Source organism: Viridibacillus sp. NPDC096237, assembly GCF_050278625.1.
Lineage (GTDB): Bacteria > Bacillota > Bacilli > Bacillales_A > Planococcaceae > Viridibacillus.
Genome location: NZ_JBNNTI010000012.1, coordinates 72,496 through 92,612, shown reverse-complemented (window position 1 = coordinate 92,612; position 20,117 = coordinate 72,496). Strand labels below are relative to the sequence as shown.

At 33.7% G+C, this 20,117-nt stretch carries 18 protein-coding genes; 12 read left to right on the top strand and 6 right to left on the bottom strand.

Annotated elements, in window-relative coordinates; all coding sequences use genetic code 11:
• Window positions 1-378: 378 nt before the first annotated feature.
• On the bottom strand, window positions 379-717 hold the full coding sequence (locus tag ACQKMD_RS09405; protein WP_427751434.1) for a winged helix-turn-helix transcriptional regulator: 339 nt from the start codon (window positions 715-717) through the stop codon (window positions 379-381).
• 366 nt (window positions 718-1,083) lie between these two features.
• On the opposite strand from ACQKMD_RS09405, the gene ACQKMD_RS09400 reads away from it, so the two are divergent.
• The 3 genes from ACQKMD_RS09400 to ACQKMD_RS09390 are packed head-to-tail and all read left to right on the top strand — an operon-like array spanning window position 1,084 to window position 2,606.
• The gene (locus ACQKMD_RS09400; RefSeq protein ID WP_427751432.1) at window positions 1,084-1,635 is read left to right on the top strand and encodes an NAD(P)H-dependent oxidoreductase; all 552 of its coding nucleotides are present in this window, start codon (window positions 1,084-1,086) and stop codon (window positions 1,633-1,635) included.
• Between the two features lie 33 nt (window positions 1,636-1,668).
• Complete coding sequence (locus tag ACQKMD_RS09395) at window positions 1,669-2,382, top strand: SDR family oxidoreductase (RefSeq protein WP_427751430.1); 714 nt, start codon at window positions 1,669-1,671, stop codon at window positions 2,380-2,382.
• 23 nt (window positions 2,383-2,405) lie between these two features.
• Window positions 2,406-2,606 carry a hypothetical protein gene (locus tag ACQKMD_RS09390; RefSeq protein ID WP_427751428.1) on the top strand — a complete coding sequence of 67 codons (201 nt, stop codon included), beginning with the start codon at window positions 2,406-2,408 and terminating at the stop codon, window positions 2,604-2,606.
• Between the two features lie 561 nt (window positions 2,607-3,167).
• On the opposite strand, the gene ACQKMD_RS09385 is transcribed toward ACQKMD_RS09390, so the two are convergent.
• A complete protein-coding gene (locus ACQKMD_RS09385; RefSeq protein WP_427751426.1) occupies window positions 3,168-3,608 on the bottom strand; it encodes a site-specific integrase in 441 nt (146 codons plus the stop codon).
• Window positions 3,609-4,054: 446 nt separating this feature from the next.
• Here ACQKMD_RS09385 and ACQKMD_RS09380 point away from each other — a divergent pair, with 446 nt between their 5' ends.
• The 3 genes from ACQKMD_RS09380 (at window position 4,055) to ACQKMD_RS09370 (ending at window position 6,849) form a co-directional block, all read left to right on the top strand.
• Window positions 4,055-5,524, top strand: coding sequence for a UDP-N-acetylmuramoyl-L-alanyl-D-glutamate--2,6-diaminopimelate ligase (locus ACQKMD_RS09380; RefSeq protein ID WP_427751424.1), 1,470 nt, complete (start codon window positions 4,055-4,057; stop codon window positions 5,522-5,524).
• Window positions 5,525-5,659: 135 nt separating this feature from the next.
• Window positions 5,660-6,169 carry a YusW family protein gene (locus tag ACQKMD_RS09375; protein ID WP_427751423.1) on the top strand — a complete coding sequence of 170 codons (510 nt, stop codon included), beginning with the start codon at window positions 5,660-5,662 and terminating at the stop codon, window positions 6,167-6,169.
• 311 nt (window positions 6,170-6,480) lie between these two features.
• Window positions 6,481-6,849, top strand: a complete 369-nt coding sequence (locus ACQKMD_RS09370) for a hypothetical protein (protein WP_427751421.1) — start codon at window positions 6,481-6,483, stop codon at window positions 6,847-6,849.
• Window positions 6,850-7,098: 249 nt separating this feature from the next.
• Here ACQKMD_RS09370 and ACQKMD_RS09365 read toward each other — a convergent pair whose 3' ends face one another.
• The 3 genes from ACQKMD_RS09365 to ACQKMD_RS09355 form a co-directional block, all read right to left on the bottom strand.
• Window positions 7,099-7,584 carry a hypothetical protein gene (locus ACQKMD_RS09365; RefSeq protein ID WP_427751419.1) on the bottom strand — a complete coding sequence of 162 codons (486 nt, stop codon included), beginning with the start codon at window positions 7,582-7,584 and terminating at the stop codon, window positions 7,099-7,101.
• Window positions 7,585-7,757: 173 nt separating this feature from the next.
• Window positions 7,758-9,086: an MFS transporter gene (locus tag ACQKMD_RS09360; RefSeq protein ID WP_427751418.1), complete on the bottom strand. Its 1,329-nt coding sequence runs from the start codon at window positions 9,084-9,086 to the stop codon at window positions 7,758-7,760.
• Between the two features lie 239 nt (window positions 9,087-9,325).
• Window positions 9,326-9,928: a LysE/ArgO family amino acid transporter gene (locus tag ACQKMD_RS09355; protein WP_427751416.1), complete on the bottom strand. Its 603-nt coding sequence runs from the start codon at window positions 9,926-9,928 to the stop codon at window positions 9,326-9,328.
• Window positions 9,929-10,032: 104 nt separating this feature from the next.
• Between ACQKMD_RS09355 and ACQKMD_RS09350 the strand changes: the two genes are divergently transcribed.
• The 3 genes from ACQKMD_RS09350 (at window position 10,033) to ACQKMD_RS09340 (ending at window position 12,464) form a co-directional block, all read left to right on the top strand.
• Window positions 10,033-11,466, top strand: a complete 1,434-nt coding sequence (locus tag ACQKMD_RS09350) for a PLP-dependent aminotransferase family protein (RefSeq protein WP_427751414.1) — start codon at window positions 10,033-10,035, stop codon at window positions 11,464-11,466.
• A 153-nt stretch (window positions 11,467-11,619) separates the two neighbouring features.
• The gene (locus ACQKMD_RS09345) at window positions 11,620-11,934 is read left to right on the top strand and encodes a PadR family transcriptional regulator (RefSeq protein ID WP_427751412.1); all 315 of its coding nucleotides are present in this window, start codon (window positions 11,620-11,622) and stop codon (window positions 11,932-11,934) included.
• Between the two features lie 2 nt (window positions 11,935-11,936).
• Window positions 11,937-12,464, top strand: a complete 528-nt coding sequence (locus ACQKMD_RS09340) for a DUF2812 domain-containing protein (RefSeq protein WP_427751411.1) — start codon at window positions 11,937-11,939, stop codon at window positions 12,462-12,464.
• Window positions 12,465-12,750: 286 nt separating this feature from the next.
• On the opposite strand, the gene ACQKMD_RS09335 is transcribed toward ACQKMD_RS09340, so the two are convergent.
• Window positions 12,751-15,510, bottom strand: a complete 2,760-nt coding sequence (locus ACQKMD_RS09335; protein WP_427751409.1) for a dynamin family protein — start codon at window positions 15,508-15,510, stop codon at window positions 12,751-12,753.
• An 814-nt stretch (window positions 15,511-16,324) separates the two neighbouring features.
• On the opposite strand from ACQKMD_RS09335, the gene ACQKMD_RS09330 reads away from it, so the two are divergent.
• The 3 genes from ACQKMD_RS09330 (at window position 16,325) to ACQKMD_RS09320 (ending at window position 19,327) form a co-directional block, all read left to right on the top strand.
• A complete protein-coding gene (locus ACQKMD_RS09330; protein ID WP_427751407.1) occupies window positions 16,325-16,846 on the top strand; it encodes a sigma-70 family RNA polymerase sigma factor in 522 nt (173 codons plus the stop codon).
• A complete protein-coding gene (locus tag ACQKMD_RS09325; protein WP_427751405.1) occupies window positions 16,833-17,948 on the top strand; it encodes a hypothetical protein in 1,116 nt (371 codons plus the stop codon). Before ACQKMD_RS09330 ends, ACQKMD_RS09325 begins: the two co-directional genes overlap by 14 nt.
• A 500-nt stretch (window positions 17,949-18,448) precedes the next feature.
• Window positions 18,449-19,327: an ABC transporter ATP-binding protein gene (locus ACQKMD_RS09320; protein ID WP_427751403.1), complete on the top strand. Its 879-nt coding sequence runs from the start codon at window positions 18,449-18,451 to the stop codon at window positions 19,325-19,327.
• The last annotated feature ends 790 nt before the right edge of the window (window positions 19,328-20,117 follow it).

Here is a 20,117-nt window from a genome sequence, read left to right as displayed (position 1 = left end):
CAGCGCGAAATTTTGGTTTTGAGGAAGGGGTACCCCTTCCTCAAAACCAAAATCATTCCTTCGAACAAAAGCACTTAAAAATCTAAAAGTGATAATCTACAAGAAAAGGTTGGATTGTCATTTACACAAAACTATTGACAGTCCCAGAAGTGAAGCAGCCGAAGTTCGCTTAGTATTAAATATTGCAAAAGAAATAAGTTTTAGTTTAAATAAATTTAAACAAGTGTTAATGTACACTTTGAGGAAAGAAACTATAAAAAGGGTCACTTGGGATAGGAGTGACCCTAAGTAACAAAATTCGGAGGTGTAAGGCTAAAATAGCTCTGATATGATTCATAATTAACTTACCCAAATTTAAAGAATGACCTATTTAATTCTTTATAAATTTAATCCAAATCTCTTTAATTCAATGAAAATACCTTCCAATTGTTTTCCTTTGTCCGTTAACTTATATTCCACACGAGGCGGAACCTCCGGGAATACCTTTTTATTCAATAACCCATGATCTTCTAGTGTCTTAAGACGGAGTGAAAGTGTTTTAGGGCTAATTCCATTCATTGATTTCAATAGGTCACTGAATCGCATAGTTCCTTCTATAAGCAGATCGCGAATAATTAAAAAAGTCCATTTAGTCCCAATCACGTCGAGCGTTTTAGCAATGGGGCAAGTCTCACCTGGTGCACCTTTGGTTAACACTACTGGCTCAATAACACTCATTTGAAACATCCTCCCTAAAAATCTTTTGACTAATTTACCTCATCATATCACAATAGTATACTTTCAGAAACTTTATGAATTAAATATCACTACTTCCTTAAATGAAGTTACTTTATTTATAATATCGTTGTACTTATAATTTCATCCCTTATTGAGGAGGTGATTAAAATTATTGTAAGAAATCAACGAAACAAACTAGCGTTTGCACTCATTGCTTTATAAATCAATGCTTTTGCTATTGGTACGTCCATCATGGGTATTCTTCCAGATGTAGCAAACGATTTGAATTTTAACTTAAGTGTAGTAGGGCTACCGGCTACACGCTAGGCGGTATTTTAAGAACTGAATTGAAGGAGCAAGAAAAAAATGAAAAATATACTTATTATTAACGGCCATCAGAAGTATAGATCAGCAGAGGGGAAAATGAACAGAACATTGATGAACAAAATGGTCAGTTTTTTTAGTGAAAAGAACAATGTAAAAACAACAATTATTCAAAATGGATATAAAATCAAAGAAGAACAACAAAAATTTATATGGGCTGATATTGTCATTTACCAAACACCTATCTATTGGTTCAGTGTCCCGGGCTTATTGAAGACGTATATGGATGAAGTATATGCTTATGGTTTATTTTTTAAGGGTGCAGAACAGTATGGAAAAGGCGGGTTATTGACTGAAAAGAAATATATGTTTTCGACTACCTGGAATGCTCCTGAAAAAGCATTTAACGATCCAAGTCAATTTTTCGAAGGGAGCAGCCTAGAAGATGCATTAAGTCATTTACATCGTATACAGAAATTTCTCGGAATGAAACCTTTAAAGAGTTTCTCTTGTTATGATGTAGTCAAAAATCCGAAGGTTGAAAAGTTTGTATCCGAACTTGATATACATCTGCAAGAGGTATTGAATTTTTAATCTATTAAGTAAACCTATAGGGGGAAGAAAAACATGTTTAAAGATAAAAAAGTTGTAATTATCGGTGGAAGCTCTGGGATTGGTTTGGAATCAGCTAAACAGCTAATAGCTCAAGGGGCAGAAGTAATCATTGCCAGCCGTTCCAAAGATAAATTACGGAATGCAAAAGAGCAACTAGGAGTTAGAGCAACGGGTTATACTCTAGATACAACACAAGAACAGCAAGTCATGTCTTTCTTTGAAAAGATCGGCCAGTTCGATCATCTTGTGGTAAGCGCGGCAGAAACATCCGGCGGGTCATTCCTCCAAATGGATACAGCCCAAGCCCGCCAACTGTTTGAAAATAAATTTTGGGGGCAATATTATGCAGCGAAATACGGTGCTTCGAAAATTTTACCAAACGGTTCAATCACTTTATTCTCTGGGGTTGTAGCCTACAAGTCTATGGTTGGTTCAGCAATTCTAGGTGCAGTCAATGCAGCTATTTCGAATCTAGGCCAGACTTTGGCATTAGAACTTGCTCCGATCCGAGTAAACATCGTTTCACCCGGTATAATTGATACACCTTCCCGTAGCAAAATGCCAGAAGCAGCACGTAATAACTTCTATAATACAGTTGAAAACAAACTCCCTGTGAAACGAATAGGAAGAGCTGAAGATGTTGCACAAAGTGTACTATACTTGCTACAAAATAGTTTCGTGACTGGAACCGTTCTTCATGTAGAAGGCGGTCACATTTTAGCTTAAGCCAGCAGAAGAGTAAATATTCTATGTACGAATTCTTGGCGGCATGGAAGCATTTAAAGAATAAGTTCGGAGAAATTGCGTCTGTTTCGAAAGAGGAACCAGTAATCGATGCTATTCTTGATGAAGCAATTAAACGTTTGAAATCTGAAGTAGGTAATAATGAAACTCGGATTATGGAATTTAATGAGCGACGTACAAAAGCGTTAGCATTAAAGTATAAGTAACTAAAATACTAAACTCTAGCTTTGATTAACAATCTGTACAGGCGTTTAGTATTTTAATAACGAATACAAACGAAACTAAACAACCAGTTGCCGGCTCAGAACCGACAACTGGTTGTTTAATACTTTTATTCACCCACCAACACAAAACCCCCAGAAAGGCTTAAAGATCAGCTTTTCTGGTGGTTATCTTCTTCACATAGGTAATTATTTCTTGATGTACACTATTAGCTAAAACTGAATAATTTAATAATCGAACACACAGCACTAGAAGATGTAGTTAAGGCAAATAAGAGGGCGAGTTATCTATCAGGAGAGGTATCGTCACACAATTCAATTAATTTTGCAGTACTTGAAATTTTATTTTGATACTTTGGAAAAAGGAGTCAATGACCATTCAGTAAAAAGCATGAAGCGGGTTTAGCTGATTATCTATCAAAAGGGGAAGGATCTCTATATACACCTACAGACAAAACTTTAAATGTTCCATTTCTAGCTTTTCATAATTGAGATGAAGACGAAGAAATATGCTTTTTTTGATTCTCAACACTAAGGCTAAAGGGCTTAATTGATTGGAATTCCGCAGCGATTAATCATTAACGCAAAACGTGATTGGTCTCGTTCTAAAAAGGCAAATAGTTGTTTTAGATCCGTTAATCTTATATAGACAGGTAGTTTATCAGCTGTCTCTGGTGATTCAATTCCGTGCGTAAAATCATTAGCAAGGTATTGTTCTTTTAAACAATATTTGGTGAACGATTTTAAAGAAGAAATTTTTCGGTTTACCGAACGAGGTTTTAGATTTAATGATCCTAATAGATATTGGATAAAGCGACGTACTTGGGTCTTGGTAATCTCATTTAAACAGGTTGAACAGCCATGGTCCGTTAAAAAGGTTAAGAAGAGCTGTAAATCGTATTCATAACTCGTGGCCGTATTGACCGAGTAATTTTTTTCAATCTCAATATACAATACAAATTCATCAATGACAGCACGTAGGTGCAAGTATAAAACCTCCAGATAAAATATTAAACAATAATTCTTATCTGTACAAAATCATTTCATTATCGTAAAAAAGGAGCGTTATCGTTCACATGAAAATTATAAGGAACTTCAGAATTACAAGTCGAAAAGTACAGATATCATAGGTAGTTGACGTATTCAAAACCTCCTCCACGCCAAATGATTTTAGTTTACATAATATAAATTTTGAATTCCACAAGTTGTTTATTAATTTTTAAATACTCCTTTTAAAAAATGGCGAAGTTTAATATTAATGTTCTGTAGCTAGATAATTATATTGTTTTTAAAAGCATAGATTTGATGAATTCTATTTTATGGTGCTCACTCGAAGAGCATCTTTTTTAGTATAAATATTTCATTATAGGTCATTAATAAAATGCAAGGTTTTTAAAAAAATGACCCGTTTTGCATCCTAGGAGTGAGCCTTAATGAAATTAAACATACTTTTAGAACATGTAGATAAAGCTATGAATTTTCCCCTCCTTGATATTGATGTTGATATCGAAGGGATTGCCACTAATTCCTCTTTAGTACGTCCTAATGACATTTTTGTTGCGATTCCAGGTTATCGTGTAGACGGTCATCACTTCATAGAAGATGCTATTAGGGCAGGAGCAAGTGTAGTGGTGGGAGAGAAAGAGATAAAAGACTTGATGGTACCTTATGTTCGAGTTCCTAATAGTCGTTTAGCACTTGCTAAAATGGCATGTCAGTTTTATGGGAATCCCTCTCGTAATAAAGTTGTTATTGGCATTACAGGTACGAATGGTAAAACTACAACCTCCTATATGCTCAAGTATATATTGGAAACCTCAGGAAAATCCTGTGCCTTATTTGGTACCGTTCAGAATGTTGTTAACGGAAAAGTTTTACCTTCAATTAATACTACCCCCGATGCTCTTGAACTTCAAAAGCAATTTGCCATGAGTGAAGATGAAATTATTATAATGGAAGTCTCATCACATGGCCTTTCTCAATATCGAGTAGAAGGCGTGGAGTTTGACTATTGTTTATTTACAAATTTAGATAATGAACATCTTGATTATCATCGTGATATGGAAGCTTATTTTTCTGTAAAAGCAAGTCTCTTCGATCAATTAAAACCGAATGGAATGGCTATTATCAATCATCTGGATAGTTGGGGGAAAAGGCTAGCGGATCAACTAACTCATAAAGGTTGTAAAATATATTTACTAGGTAACAAAAACCATCATGATTTACAAATCGTTAATTACAAACCAGGCATTTCAACAATTGCCTTTGAAGGAAATCAAAGCCTAGAGTTAAGGCTCAATATTTTAGGAAAGCACAATCTAGTTAATGCTGCCATGGCTTTTTTAACCGCTCTATCGATTGGTATTCCACAACACAAAATTGTTTTTTCATTAGAAACATTTCCTGGTGTACCAGGTAGATTTGAAGTATTGCATCACCCTAATGGAGCTACAGTTGTGATAGATTATGCACATACAGCAGATGCATTTTATCATTGTCTTCAAACTGCAAGGGAAGAAGGCGCAAATCGTGTATTTCACATTTTTGGATTTAGAGGAGACAGGGATACGGAAAAAAGACGAGAAATGATGAGTGTTTCTAAAGAAATAAGTGATGTTCAAATTTTGACGTTAGATGATTTGAATGATGTGCCTTATGAAGAAATGGAACAAGTTCTTTATACATTAAGTGATGGGGGATACGTCATCTCTGACCGTACTTTAGCTATTAAAGAGGTATTAGAACATACTCATAAAGGAGATTGGGTTTGTATCACAGGGAAAGGGGCAGAAGATTATCAACAAAAATTTCGCTTGCCAACCGCTTCTGATAAGGAAACAGTCCAGTTTCTTTTCCAACAAAGTGACCAATCAGCAAATCAAGACTTTAACTCTTTTCATTAAAGAAAATTTAGTGAAAAATATTACAAGTCTATTTATAGCTATCTTTTTTGAAGTGAAATAATTTGAAAAGTTTAATTTTTATATTATGGGGGATATTAAAAATCGAGAAGTAAATATAGAAAGGATGAATATGAAATGAAATATTTGAAAATGGCTCTAGGAATACCGCTTCTATTTGGGATGTTATACGGCTGTGGTAAAGAAAAAGCAACAGACGTACCAGAAAAGGCACCGATTGAACAAAAAGAAACTGATACAAATATGCATAAGGACACAAATACAAATAACAATGTACACGAAGGAACAAATCACACAACGGAAAATTTACCTTATCATTTTGCGGATTTTTCTTTAGACATTGAATATTCATCTACAGAATCGTATGAGGTTGACTATAAGAATGAAAAAACAGGTGTGAAAGTAGAACTGGATGATGACCGCAATAATGTGAAACTTAAAGGTGACGAAGCATTAGCTAAATTAGAGCCGATGTTTAAGAAACTGAAATTTGATGCTAAAACAGCAAATGATGAAGTAATCAACCATGTGATTTCTGTCTTTGATTTAGACAAAAACTATACTTCGTTTGAACTTGAAGTTAAATTCGCAGATGGAACAGAGAAAGAATATAAGAAAACAAAATAAGATGTTTTAAAAGGTGTCTCATTAGTCGATTCTTGACTTTTGAGGCATTTTTTTGAGGGGAAAATGAAAGCAGTGATATAAATCCAACTTGAGTGTAAATATAATAACTAATTTTGGAATATTTATGGCAATATGATATGGTAAAACAAATACTAAAGAGTAGCAATATATAGGAGATAAAAATTTGATAAAAAAACTTAATATGAAAAGTTTAATATTGGTTTTAATTGTTTTATTAGTAGGATGTGGAAATACAATTGAGGGGAAGAAAGAACAACCTAGTAATTTAAATACGAGTGTACAATCACAATTTGAAAAACCCAGCTTTAGCTATCTCAATAGGTAAAAAAACAGTTAATGCTCAACCAGGTGGATATAATTGGAGTTATTTAGATACTAAAACAGGGGGAACAGTGGGTGTAGAAGCAGAATCTTTACCTTCAACCCAATTAATTAATGTTGATAATGCCATTAGCGTCGATCTAAATGAGCCTGTAAAATTAAGTTTTAAAAAAGAACCAGTTACATATGAAATAAGAGTCTTGGACAAAGATAGTAAAATGAATGCCAGTTATGAAAATTTTGAAGATGCAAAAGAAAAAGGGCAAAAGATATACGAAATCTTAGCTACATGGGAAGAGGGAAGTTGTATCTATGTAGTAGCATTAGATTTTCAATAATAATCAATAAAGAAGACGCAGAAAAAATATTTTAACATACTCAACTAAAAAAGGGGGATTAGATTACAATAAACGGGTTGTTTACAAGTAAAAAAAGCGCCTGACGCTGAAATTAAGACTTAATATTTATTTTTTTATTCAACGCTAATTAGGTTTGTTTCATTACATATATGTATACAAAGATAAATACTAAATAAAAAACAATGTTGCAATTGTTAGTTTTAATAATGCAACATTGTTTTTATTATTTTATATTGACCTTTTATAAGCATTAAGTGTTGCGTTAAGTTTATAATTTCTTACATTTTCTTGCGAATTAAGCATACCTAAAGACCCCATTCCTTTCAAGAAGGGAGTCAATAATTCACTTCTTGAAGCACTTTTTAACATTTTAATTTGATTAGAGGATAGTTTTTTACTTTTATCCCCACCAAGAGTCGTGTTTGCTTTCTTTGCATTATAAATTGTGTCTTGTAATTCACGCAAATTTTGCATCCCCGATGGACCCATTCCCTTCAAGAAAGGAGTCAATGATCCATTTTTTGAAGCATTTTTTAATACTTCAATTTGCTCTGAGGATAGTTTTAAACCCTTATTTATATTTTTTAGTGCTTCTTGAGTAATTTTAGAGTTACTTTTATAAATGTTGCCAGTATTTTGTTCAGAAAAATTACTGTGCCTATATGCTTCTCGATTCAGTAAATAGTGACTGCTTGTACTTCTCATAGATATCATAATACCAATTCCGCCTCCTAATTTTTTAAATTTATACCAATAATTTAATGATACTATCTTAATATCGGGATAAATAAATTTTTTTCAACTAAATGTGATATATTCTATCTATTTGGAAGTACGGGCCTGTACGACCGCTGTGCCGCCTGGTAGGAATTAACCAATTGCAGAGTCTACTCTTCTGAACTTATTAATATTTGCTTTTTCGGTTTACTACGTGACCAAACTACAACTGGGATCAGTAAAAGTGAAAGAATGCTTCCTACAATGGAAAGTGTAGCATAACTAGAATTTGCTACGACCATGCCAGACAATACTCCGGCAGATGCTCCTGATAAGGCAATTAAAACGTCCACTGTCCCTTGCGTTTTTGCACGAGTAGTAATGCTAGTGGCGTCTACAATAAGTGCTGTTCCACTAATAAAACCGAAGTTCCACCCCATGCCAAGTAAAACAAGCGCAAGTATTAAAAATGGCACCGAATCTCCAGGTGTTAAAGCTGCTAAAATACCAGATGTTAGTAGTGTGGCACCAGCAGCAATAGCCATAGTGATACGTCCCATTTTATCTACTAGTACACCAGTTAAGAGAGAGGGGAGATACATTGCTCCAATATGAAAGCCAATTACCAAACCTATCGCATTCAAACCGTGACCATGATGTCCCATATGTATTGGAGTCATAGTCATTATTGATACCATGACTACTTGTGTTAAGACCATTATTGTAGCTCCAACTACTATGCCACGCTTATTCACTGCTTGAGTAGTAGAATCTGAATTTAAATTATTACTAATATTAGTTTCCTTAGCTTCTGCAATTGCTTTGGCCACAATGAAGGGATCTGGGCGAAGAAAAATAAGTAGTACTAAGCCAGCAATAGTAAAGGCCACCGCACCGAGTATAAACGGTCCAGCTAATGGTGGTATACCTATTGATATAGCCAATCCACCCATTACGCTAACTAAATTTGGTCCTGCAACAGCACCGAAAGTTGTTGAAACCATGGCAATACTAACTGCGGTTGCTCGTTGAGTAGAATTTGCCAAGTCTGTCCCTGCATATCGGGCTTGCAAGTTAGTCGCTGTTCCTGCACCATAAATTAGTAGAGAAGCAAAGAGAAGAATAATGTTATTTGTTGCGGCAGCTAGTATTACCCCTATTGCCCCAATAGCTCCCGCTAAAAAGCCAGTTGTGAGACCCATACGACGCCCAAAACGTTGAGTGAGACGCCCAACAATTAACGCAGCACTTGCTGAACCTAAAGTTAGGAATGCTACAGGCAATCCTGCAAAACTATCTGTTCCCAGCATATCTTGAGCTAGAAGTGACCCTACAGTTACTCCTGCAGCAAGCCCTGCACCTCCAAATATTTGTGACATGACAATTATGAATAATGTTCGCTTATACAATTGCCGCTGTTTTTCTGGAGAATCAATATAACTCTGTAACCAAGGTGCTTGGTTATTCAAAGCTCTAGAATCTTTATCTTTAATTGACAATACAAATTCCGCCTTTCAATTAAAAGAAATTAATTCACAGCATAAGTCGTGAAGGTGTGTGTTTTTAAGTATCCTTTTTCTAAAAATGCTCTCCGACTATATAAGATATTCCTCGGATTTAACAATATACAAAGCTTTTTCTTTTTGAATAGGATTTCTATAACCACTCTAGTGTTCTTTTAGTTTATAGTTGATAGAATAATTAATCAATAATGCGAAAAAAATTAGTGTTCAATCATTTAAAACATACCTTTAAATAAGAACAAAGCCGTACACCAAATAAAGATACTCGAGCATTTATTGAAAAGGTTCATCAGTGTACCAGAACTATCAAGTTTTTTCATCGTTGCTCCCGCTAATGTAAGGCCGATAAACCAACACCAAGATACGGCAATACAAGAAAAAGTAAAAATAATTTGTTCCATACCAGCGTATCGCAGTGCGCTAGTTCCGATTACACCAACTGTATCTAAAATAGCATGTGGGTTTAATAGTGACACTGATAATGCAAAGAAGATTTGTTTCTTCATCGTTAAGTTTTTTCCTGTCTCAATTGTTGCTGGTTTTGAAGTCCAAATGGAATAGCCCATATAGAGTAAAAATATGATTCCAACACTTATTAATCCTAAGCGTAACCATTCAAATTGCAACACGATGGCAGATAAGCCAAATACAGAGAGTAAAATAAGCAAAGTGTCACTCAAAGAAGCAGCAACCGTTGCTGGTAGTGCCTTCAATAAATTTGGTTGAGAGGCACCTTGTGAGAAAATAAAGACGTTTTGTACACCTAGCGGTAAAATAAGTCCAAATGCTAGTAAAAATCCATGTAATATAGCTTCCATATAAAAAACTCCCTTCCATTACAAAGTTACCTATGTTACAACTAAAAGAAAACATCCAATTGGTTGGTTTTTAAACAACCAATTTTAAGAGGAGGAAGATTAATTTGCAATGGAAACCAAAACGACTTTCACAACTATCACTGCATAACCAAATGGTTGATTGGATGACTTCTCTTATACAACAAGGTGAATGGACAATAGGGATGAAGCTTCCACCCCAACGAAAGTTAGCTGAAATGTTAGAAGTGAATCGCAGTACGATCATTCAAGTAATAGATGAATTAAAGGCCGAGGGGTTACTTGAAACGAAGATAGGCGGAGGAACTTTTGTTGCAAATAATAGCTGGAATGTCTTACTAAACAAATCACAGCCTAATTGGCAAAAGCATATTCAAAGTAGTATTCATAAGCCTAATTATCATACTATTCAACTGATTAATGAGTATGAGCAAGATGAGTCTATGATACGTTTAGGTACTGGAGAATTGTCTCCCGATTTATTGCCAACGACTTTGCTAGAAGAATCCCTTCAATCCATGACTCTAAATGCACGAGATATAGGTTATTCAGAACCGAAAGGGAGTAAAAGATTGAGAATAGCATTAAGTAAATATTTGGGGAAACAGGGCATTCAAGCATCACCTGAAAGTATTTTAATCGTTTCTGGTGCACTACAAGCTCTTCAGTTAATTTCAGTTGGTTTACTTGAACAGCAATCGATTATTTTTCAAGAGCATCCATCTTACTTAAATTCTGTCCACCCATTTCAATCTGCTGGAATGCAGATGGTGTCAGTACAAAGAAATGAACGTTTAGAAGAGACATTAAAATCGTTAAAAGGGAAAAGACAATCACTTTTTTATACAGTACCAACTTTACATAATCCAACAGGGCGAATTATGTCAGTTAAAGAGCGTCATCGATTATTGGACATATGTAGCGAACTACAAATTCCAATCATAGAAGATAATGTATATGAAGAATTACTGTTTGAGAATCCTGTCCCTGCCTTAAAGTCATTTGATAGGTCTGGACAAGTTTTATACTTAGGCAGCGTATCGAAAACATTAAGTCCTGGACTGAGAATTGGCTGGGTAGTCGCACCCGAACCGGTTATTAATCGGTTGGCTGATATTAAAATGCAAACTGATTACGGCTCTAGTGCTTTTTCACAAGAAATCGTCGCACACTGGCTCGAGACTGGTATATATGATCAGCATGTCGTGCAATTGCGTCAACAATTACAACAGCGTTCAGCTTTCATTGAAGGTATATTAGAAAAGGAATTTAAAGGAGTTGCGACGTGGGAGAAGCCAAAAGGAGGTTTTTATATTTGGCTTCGCTTCAATGAACCTATAGTTAATAAAGCATGGTTTTTAAAGCTTTTAAAGCAAAAGGTTCTTATCAATCCTGGTTATATTTATGATTCCAATGATATGCACCATATTCGTTTTTCATATGCATATGCTTCTTTGGCTGAATTACAAGAGGGATTAGCTATATTGTTAAGTAGTATAAAAAATATTGAACTCAATTGAGACATACTATAATTCTTTCATAAATTGAATAAACGTACGAGAAATTTAATTTTCATTATAAAAAGCAATCTCATCTTGAGGTTGCTTTTTGTATCACTTATTGATATATTACTTTTAGATGTATCAATAAGTGATATATATGGAGGTGCTAAATTGAAGTCATTAGAACTATTAACAGATCCTGTTTTCTATATTATGGCAGCATTTGCCAAACCAAAGCATGGCTATGCAGTGATGAGCTTAGTGGAGGAAACAACAAATGGTGCATTTGTCATTGGACCAGCTACTTTATATACGATTATAAAAAAGTTATTAGTCGAAGAATTTATAATGTTACATGACGCATCAGACTCTCGCCGTAAAGTATATATACTTACAGAAAAAGGGAGAATTGTATTAGGGAAAGATATTGAACGACGTAAAATAATGATTACGTTAGCGGAAAAAGAACTAATAAAGGGGGAGTAAGTATGACGAAGACGAAATATATGATGTCTGGAGGATTAGCTTTTTCTGAGCAAAAAGATATGAGAAAACTACAGAAAAAAGCGAGTAAAGGATGGCATTTAAGTAGTTTTGCAACACTCGGTTATACTTTAGAAAAGAAGCAACCAGAGGAAGTACAGTATAGTATTGATTATCGTAAGCTAGACAAGGGTGAACAAGAGGAATATTTTGAATTATTCTCTATAGCAGGTTGGACACATGTATGCTCAAGTTATGAAATGCACATTTTTAAAGCTAGCCCTAATACAAAATCAATTTACAGTGATGTTGAATCAAATATTGATAAACTTGCACGTTTAGCAAGGCCAGTCAATATTTCTACCATTTCTGTTGCATTAATTGCAATATTATTCTGGGCAATCATGACCTTTACAAATAGTCCTTTTCAACAAATAGGAACCTGGCTATTTATTTGTTCATATGTTTTACTTATCCCGATGCTAGGGATGATTGTTGCTCTCCATTATCGAAAGTGGATTAAAAAGTGTTGATTTACTATTGTTAGGGATTGTTGCAATGATAATGGGTGTTTATATCCTGGGATTTTATAATCGCTCTAACGGAGTAAATTCATTGGGATTTTTGTAAAACAAAATTAATAACCCATTTTATTCTTCAGTAACTATACAAATGAAAGAATAATGCATGGTCAATGGATTTACCATCTAGTTGCAGAGTATCGAAAAAAAGTGAAGCAACCAAAAAATAACTCCAAAATCAACTTTTATTGTTGATTTTGGAGTTACTTTACGTTTACTTTATGTTTGTTTCTAAAGTTTAATCTGTATTGGAATTAACCTCACCTTTATTTAAGATTACTTCACATTGACGTAATCTCAATTCAAAGAGCGTTATAGAATCATGATAAATTTCTGGATTTGATTTCATTTTATGCAGTGTATCTTGTTTTTCTTGTATTGCTATATGAGTGTTTTCTACAGCTTGTTCCAACGCGCCAAATGGATTTCTAAAGAACATATTAATATCCCGCTCTTGTGCGTTTTCAAATAGCTCAAATTGCAAGAAAAATTTGTTCAAAATAGAAGCCGTTACATCGGTATAATCTTCATTTTCTAAATACTGTTTGTATTTGTTATATAGCATCGCTTTATTTTTAGGTAGAACTCCAAATAACTTACCGGCACTTTTCAGTAAAAATTGTGCTGGTGTAAATCGGCGTAAGATATTTACTTCTTCCATTTGTATTCTACTTGTCATTCTATCAGTATCTCTACGCCAGTCATCAAGCACTTTGAAGTCACATTCTAATTGTATTCGATTTTCTCCACATAAAGAATTAAGTCCTTCACTGATTTCTTCTAAGTACAATTGACTTTGAAGGAACTCATTATTAGAAGTTGCAATCCAATTTTGCATAGAGCGAGCAAGATTAGGTAACGCGGTTTTTTCTAGATATTTTTGAACTCTTTCGTTCATCGCTGTATTTAGTTCAATATCAATGTGCCCAAAATCGCTTCCTTCACTAATTAAATCAGAACAACTCTGCAGTATTTTCGGAATATGTTCTGTAAGATCATTAGCAATTTCGTATTTCATTGTACGATATGATTCTGTAATGAAATGAATTTTCTCCTTTTCTAAAGCAGTAAGGTTATTAATAAAACCATTTAGTTTAACTAATATATCTTCATTCCAATTAATAGAATCCACTAGGTTATTTTCCATCTCGACGCGTTTATCTAAAAGATATTTGATTGTTTTTCGAATGAAAAACAATAGCTTTTCAGTACGTTCTCCATCGATATTTTTATGGTTAAAGTTAGAATGAATAAACTCAGATAATTTGTTTAGTTGTTGATTATTTGTATTTAACGAAGAGTAAGGGAAAATTCTCGCATGTGGGAAATATTCGTTTATTCTCGCTTGCGTATCATGTATAACCCTTTTTGCTTCTGCTTCACTGTAAATGTTATCGATTTTATTTAATAAGAAATGAATTTGTAGATTTGGTGTATGTTCTTGAATGCTTAATAGAATATCACGTTCTTTGTCAGTAAAAGGTGAATCCGCATTCAATACGAATAATAATTCGTCTACAGAATTTATATATTCGAATGTCTCATCTCTAGTATCGTTGTTTCTATTAAAACTAGGTGTAACAACGAATGTAAGTTTATTTTTACTTAAAAATCTGCATGGTAATATAAATTCAACATATGCTCTATCTCTATATGTTTGGGGGTGTAGAGACATCATGTTATGGTAATCAGAGAAATTCTCAGTTGTTGTAATTGCTGAATCTGTTATAGCATTAATTTCTGTATGAGCGTCATTTTTAAAGACAACTACATTTGAGATTGAGTTTTCTAATATATTTTCTCCTAGTACAGAGTTAATAAATGAAGTTTTGCCGTTTCCTGAAGTTCCAGTTACTAAAAGGCGATTTGTTCTTAAATCTGCAAGCTCGCTAACTAACCATCTAAATCGATGACCCATTTCTAAATCATGTTTTTGTGCCCACTGTGTAATAGATTCAAAAAGATGTAAACTATACTCTAAGCCATTTACATGATTAATAGAATATGACAGTAGATTTTCCGCTTGTGTTATATTTGCTGAATCTATTTTGGAAGGGAAAATCTCATCCCATGCCAATACTGCTGCAGATGGAAATACAGAATGAGACGGGTTGGCTACCTTTAACCAATTTGTTAAAAGATTTGGAATGATATCGTGTAATTGTCTTAGCATATATTGACCATGAATTAATTCAAAGTACGTTTCTTCGTAAAGAGAAGGAATATTTTCCCATATATCGGACGAATGTATTTCGAGAAGTAAGAAAAATTCATTTATTGTTTTAAGCCATAATAAGTAATTTTGTTCATTTTTATAGCTGTGCCAAAGTGATGAAACAATTTGGGTAAATTGTACTTGATCTACATTATTTAATGTAACTAATACTTCATAAAAATAGTCTGGTGAAATATTTTTAGTGAATCCTTTATCGATATATTCTTTTAAAACCTCAAACCATGGAGAAGATTCTGTTCGAATTAACTCATTCACAGCAAGCTCTACAGCACTGTCAAAATCTTGCTGTTCTTCATAAAAGGAACGTGCAATTGTTGTGACGTTTGGATAATCGGGGTTTAAAGAAACTGCTTCTTTAATAGCAGCGAAAGCTGAATCAAGATTATTTTGTTCGATATAAAGAGACAGCAATTGCAGTATAATTTCGGTCATAAGTATTTTGTTATCAGTAGTAATGGCGGTATAAACATTTTCAGCTATTGATAATTGGTTAAGTTCGAAGTAAGCATCCGCAATGTTTTTTTGTGCCCATGGTGCTAATTCATTACTGACTTTCTCCCATTTAAAAATAGCTGATTCAAAATCTTTATGGTGATAATAAAATTCACCTTGTGCAAAACGAATATAAGATCCATCGGAAATCTCATTTTTTTGTTCGTTAAAATAAGCTTCTCCAAGTACTTGAAGAGGTGGAAGTGTTTCATTCTCCATTAGGAATGTTTCATAATATATCTTTTTTATCAATTGTTTTTCTAATCTCATTTTTTCCTCCACTATATCTTGAAGAATACATTTTTCTCCATGTGTAAACACTATTATTGTATTTATGCTTTTTATTTTAACAAAGAATTTCTTTTGCAAAATTTCATTTTTCTTTCATTTTTAAAGGAAATCGAAAAAAACTGAAACATTTCTCATTAAAATACAATCTCAGTTGTAAAACAACATTAGATGTTCCTAATAACTTAATGCGAATATAATATTCTACATTAAGCTGTAACATTCCATGTAGAATTCGTTTTAAACAAAAGTATAGTGAATATGCATTCCATGTTTTCTTCCTTGATAGAGAGAGTACAATGTGGAATGACGGTAACTTTTATTTTTTCATGGATAAACCAAATAAGATATTATTACACAAGTAAGTTCAAATACAATAAGGTTTATTATCTCTTGTTTTAGTGTGAAGTAATTATTAGTTGTGTACAATTTGGTTGTTAGGAGGAATTATGAGAAAAATCACTTCGTCTAATGGAAAATAGTGGAAGTTGAATGTGCTTGCCCGCGGAAAGCGAGCATCCCGTAGCGGAAATCAATCTACCACTTTAATGGTAATGGTTGAAATTAGTTAATCAATACGACTGGATGTTTATTTTAGTATTATTACAGATGCCTAAATTTAAGCAAATCCAGTATAACCCCGTTTTGAAATCAAAACGGGGTTATACGTATTTAGCTGTGTAAAAATAAGAAATTTAATGACATTTTAAATGAAATAAGAAATTTCTTCATAATTTTGCGTCCTACATCCATTTTTTAACGTCTATAGTTTGAATCGAGAAAGGAGGACAGTCGCGTGCAACATGAAATTGAACACATTATACATACATACAGCGATTACTTACTTCGCGTTTCATACGTTTATGTGAAAGACGAGCAGCTTGCAGAAGAAATAATCCAGGATGTTTTCTTAAAATTTTATCAAACACAGCACCAATTTAGAGAAGATGCTTCATTAAAAACATATTTAGTGAAAATGACGATTAATCGTTGTCATGATTATTTACGTAGCTGGAAAAATAAGCGCTCCATTCTTCTTGAAAAAGTGCAACTAAAAGGTAAATTGCATACAGTTGAGAAGGTATACATAGAAAAGCAAGAGCGAATGGAATTAACGAATGTAGTAGTAACGCTACCAGTAATATATCGAGAGGTTATTTTACTTTATTATTACGAGGAATATTCGACATCTGATATAGCTCAGCTGCTAGAAGTCCCACATTCCACCATTAAGTCTAGGCTACAAAGGGCTCGTAAAGAATTGCAGAAGCAATTATCGGCATATGATTGGGAGGTGTTGTCACATGAATCAATTTAAAGAGGAATGGCAAAGGGAAATAAATCACGAAGTTAAGCTAAGTACAGATCAAAAGCTAGAAATTTTACGGAAAATAAAGAATGCACCTCATAAAGGACAAGAGCCGAAAAGAAATTGGGGTTACCCAGTGGTTCTTACTTCGTTTATTGCGTTAGCGTTATTGTTCCTAATGATGAATATTCAAGGAGAAATACCAAAAGATAATATTTCATCAGGATCTGTCATGAATAAAGGTGAGGAGGTTGAAAGATATTCTTGGCAGTTACTAATATATTTGATAATGATGATTATTTTCTCAAGCTTAACACTTCTATTTAGTGCACTTGCTATTATGAAAACAAAGCGTTGGAATAGTAATGAGAAAGTACAAACATTGCGAACTTTCATCAAGACACATATACATTACAAAATGTTTCATATTGTGGCAATTGTTTTAGGTGTGTTAACTACCATTATATGGATGACGTCACCGATAATTGGAGTAAGTAACTTTAAATTCATCGGAGGAATCGTAGCACATGTATTCATTTTTATTTTTGCAACGCTAATCGTCACGTCATATACACTTTATATTAATAGAAAAGCTGCTATGCAAATTCGTAAGGAAAAGCGTAAACGTACCTTTTTATTCTTTCAACTAATGAGTTGGGCTATTGGTATGATGGTATTGGGAAACATAATTTTATTTGGAACTTACGAGACATCATATGAAGTGATTAAGGGTGTAGTTGTTATTGCATATACGACATTTCTTTGTAGTCTAACACTGTATGCTACAAAAGCAGGGAATTATGCAAAATGCCCTCATTGTAATTGTCGCTATAATCGCAAATTTATTTTTAAAAAGTCTTTTGATCCCTATAAATTTAATTGCCCTGAATGTGCTGAGCAAGTGTATATAAAACATTGGAAAGAAAGTGCAACTCCGTTTTTATTTTATTCAGTATTTCCAGCAGTATTTTTTCCATTGAATTTAGCTGAGCGTATAGGTTTGTCTTATGGGCTACTTATTACTTCTACTTTTTTAGTGTTGCTATTTTATATTGTCTGCCTTTCTCCTATTACAGATAAGTTTACGAATGAAAATAAATCACCATGGTAGTTTTGGTTTGATTAATTTATTCGGGACGTGGAAAAAGTTAAGTTAAAACTGTTTCTCGATTTAATTCTTCTAATTTCATTTAGTATTAAATAGTTGATTGTTCCGTATATTCGTTTGCAATTGTATTAGCTTCGAATGCATAGAAATAGTGCCAATTCTGCCTATAATGTTATCTGTGTGCACCATGAACCTTTCTATGGCTCTTGACTTTATCAATAGTTGATCAACATATGGTAAAATATATATATAATGGGATTGTTCGTGTTGTATTGATCGAATGTCGGGGAAAAGATACTTGGAAGTTTAATGGTTTTTTATACCTCTGCACCTTTACAGTTAATAACTGTATCTTGTGTAATAACTTCCTTGATCCTAAATCTTAATATAGAAACTAAACAGCGGGTGATGGTAGCGTTTTTCTATTCTTTAATGAAGTCTTATGTTTATTAACAAGCAAGGTACCTAGTACATTTAATTATTAATAAGTAAGGTGTGTAAAGATGAAAATTATAATGGAATTAAAGGATATCACCAAACAGTATAGAGAGAAAATAGTGTTGGAAAATACGTCTTTCTCTCTATATGATAATCAGGTTGTAGCATTTGTTGGAAAGAATGGTTCGGGGAAAAGTACACTATTAAAAATCATTGGAGGTATAGTCAAGCCAGACAGTGGTGTGGTTCACAATCATATACAGCCGCAAAAAATTGGTTATGTACCGGAAGTTACGCCCTCTCATATTCTGTTTACGCCGGAAGAATATCTAAATCATATGGGGAATATTCGGGGAATGGCAAAGGGTCAAATACAACAGCGAATAGATAGCTTAATAGAAACCTTTAATTTGCAAGATGCTCGTAAAATAAGAATTGAACACTTTTCTAAAGGAATGAAACAGAAGGTTGCGATTATGCAGGCGATGCTTGAGGAGACAGATCTTTTGATATTGGATGAGCCTTTATCTGGACTTGACCCCAAAGCCCAAAGCGATTTAGAAAGTATTCTATTAATTTTGAAAGAAAGAGGGCTAAGTATTGTCTTGACTTGCCATGAGACTAAATTGTTAGAAAACATAGTGGATAGTGTCATATTAATAAAGGATCATCAAGTTATTCAAACTAGTTCATTACAAGAGAGTGTAAACAAAGGAAATAGATTTATTTTTGAAATTTCTACAGAAACATCGTTAGAAGAATTACTTCCCTTTATCGAAATTCAACAAGAAAGGCGTTTAAATTCTGGAGTTAACGAGGTAGAGGCAACCGTTAATCAGGAAATTACAGATGAAATTTTAATGGAACTCCTTATAAAAGGAGCTTCTATTAAGCAATTACTTCCTATACACGGGTCTGAAGAATACTTCCATAGCAACTTTTAGTTAAGGGGGAATGAAAAGAAATTGAGAGGTTTAATAAGCTATCAATTAATCAATTATTTAAGATCTTACAGATATGTTCCACCTTTTTCATTCTATATCATGGCTCTTATAGTGAACTATACTTATATTCCTAATCCAATTTTAGACAGTTACTCATTTACATCCTTGGTGCTCTTTTTTATCATGGGGTGGTTTACAATAACGATTTTTCATGCAGAAGATGAGGGCCAAAAACAAATAACGTTATTGCATTGCAAAAACTTAAGGGAGTATCATCTGGCACTATTTATTATTTGTGCTCTTATTGGCTTTTGTCTAAGTTGCATATATGTAGCTTATCCCATCGTTATTGGTGCGTTCGGGGGACAGACTCGTTCATTACATATAATTATGGGCCTCCTGGCTCATTTTAGTTTATCCATTGTAGCTATTGCATTATCCGCTATCTTTACAAGAGAGCTAGTCAAAAACAAGGGTAATACGTGGTGGGGAGCGCTAAGTATACTTATTGTTTCTGTAGCAATTGTCTCCTTAAAAAGCTCGATTCTACAAGTAAAAGGGCTTATTTGGTTATTACCGCCTGTCCACCTTTCTTTAGAAATGTTGAGTTCGAAAGATAGTATAAAATTCATACCTGGATTATTTTATTGGCAATTTAGTTGGATTTTTCTATATGGAATCCTATTTATAGGTCTATTCTTTTTGCTCATAAAGTACAGGCGTACCAATTAAGAGGTGAAGAGGGATCTAGGAGTTCTTCTGTTAGATCGTAACACTAATTTGTTGCAGG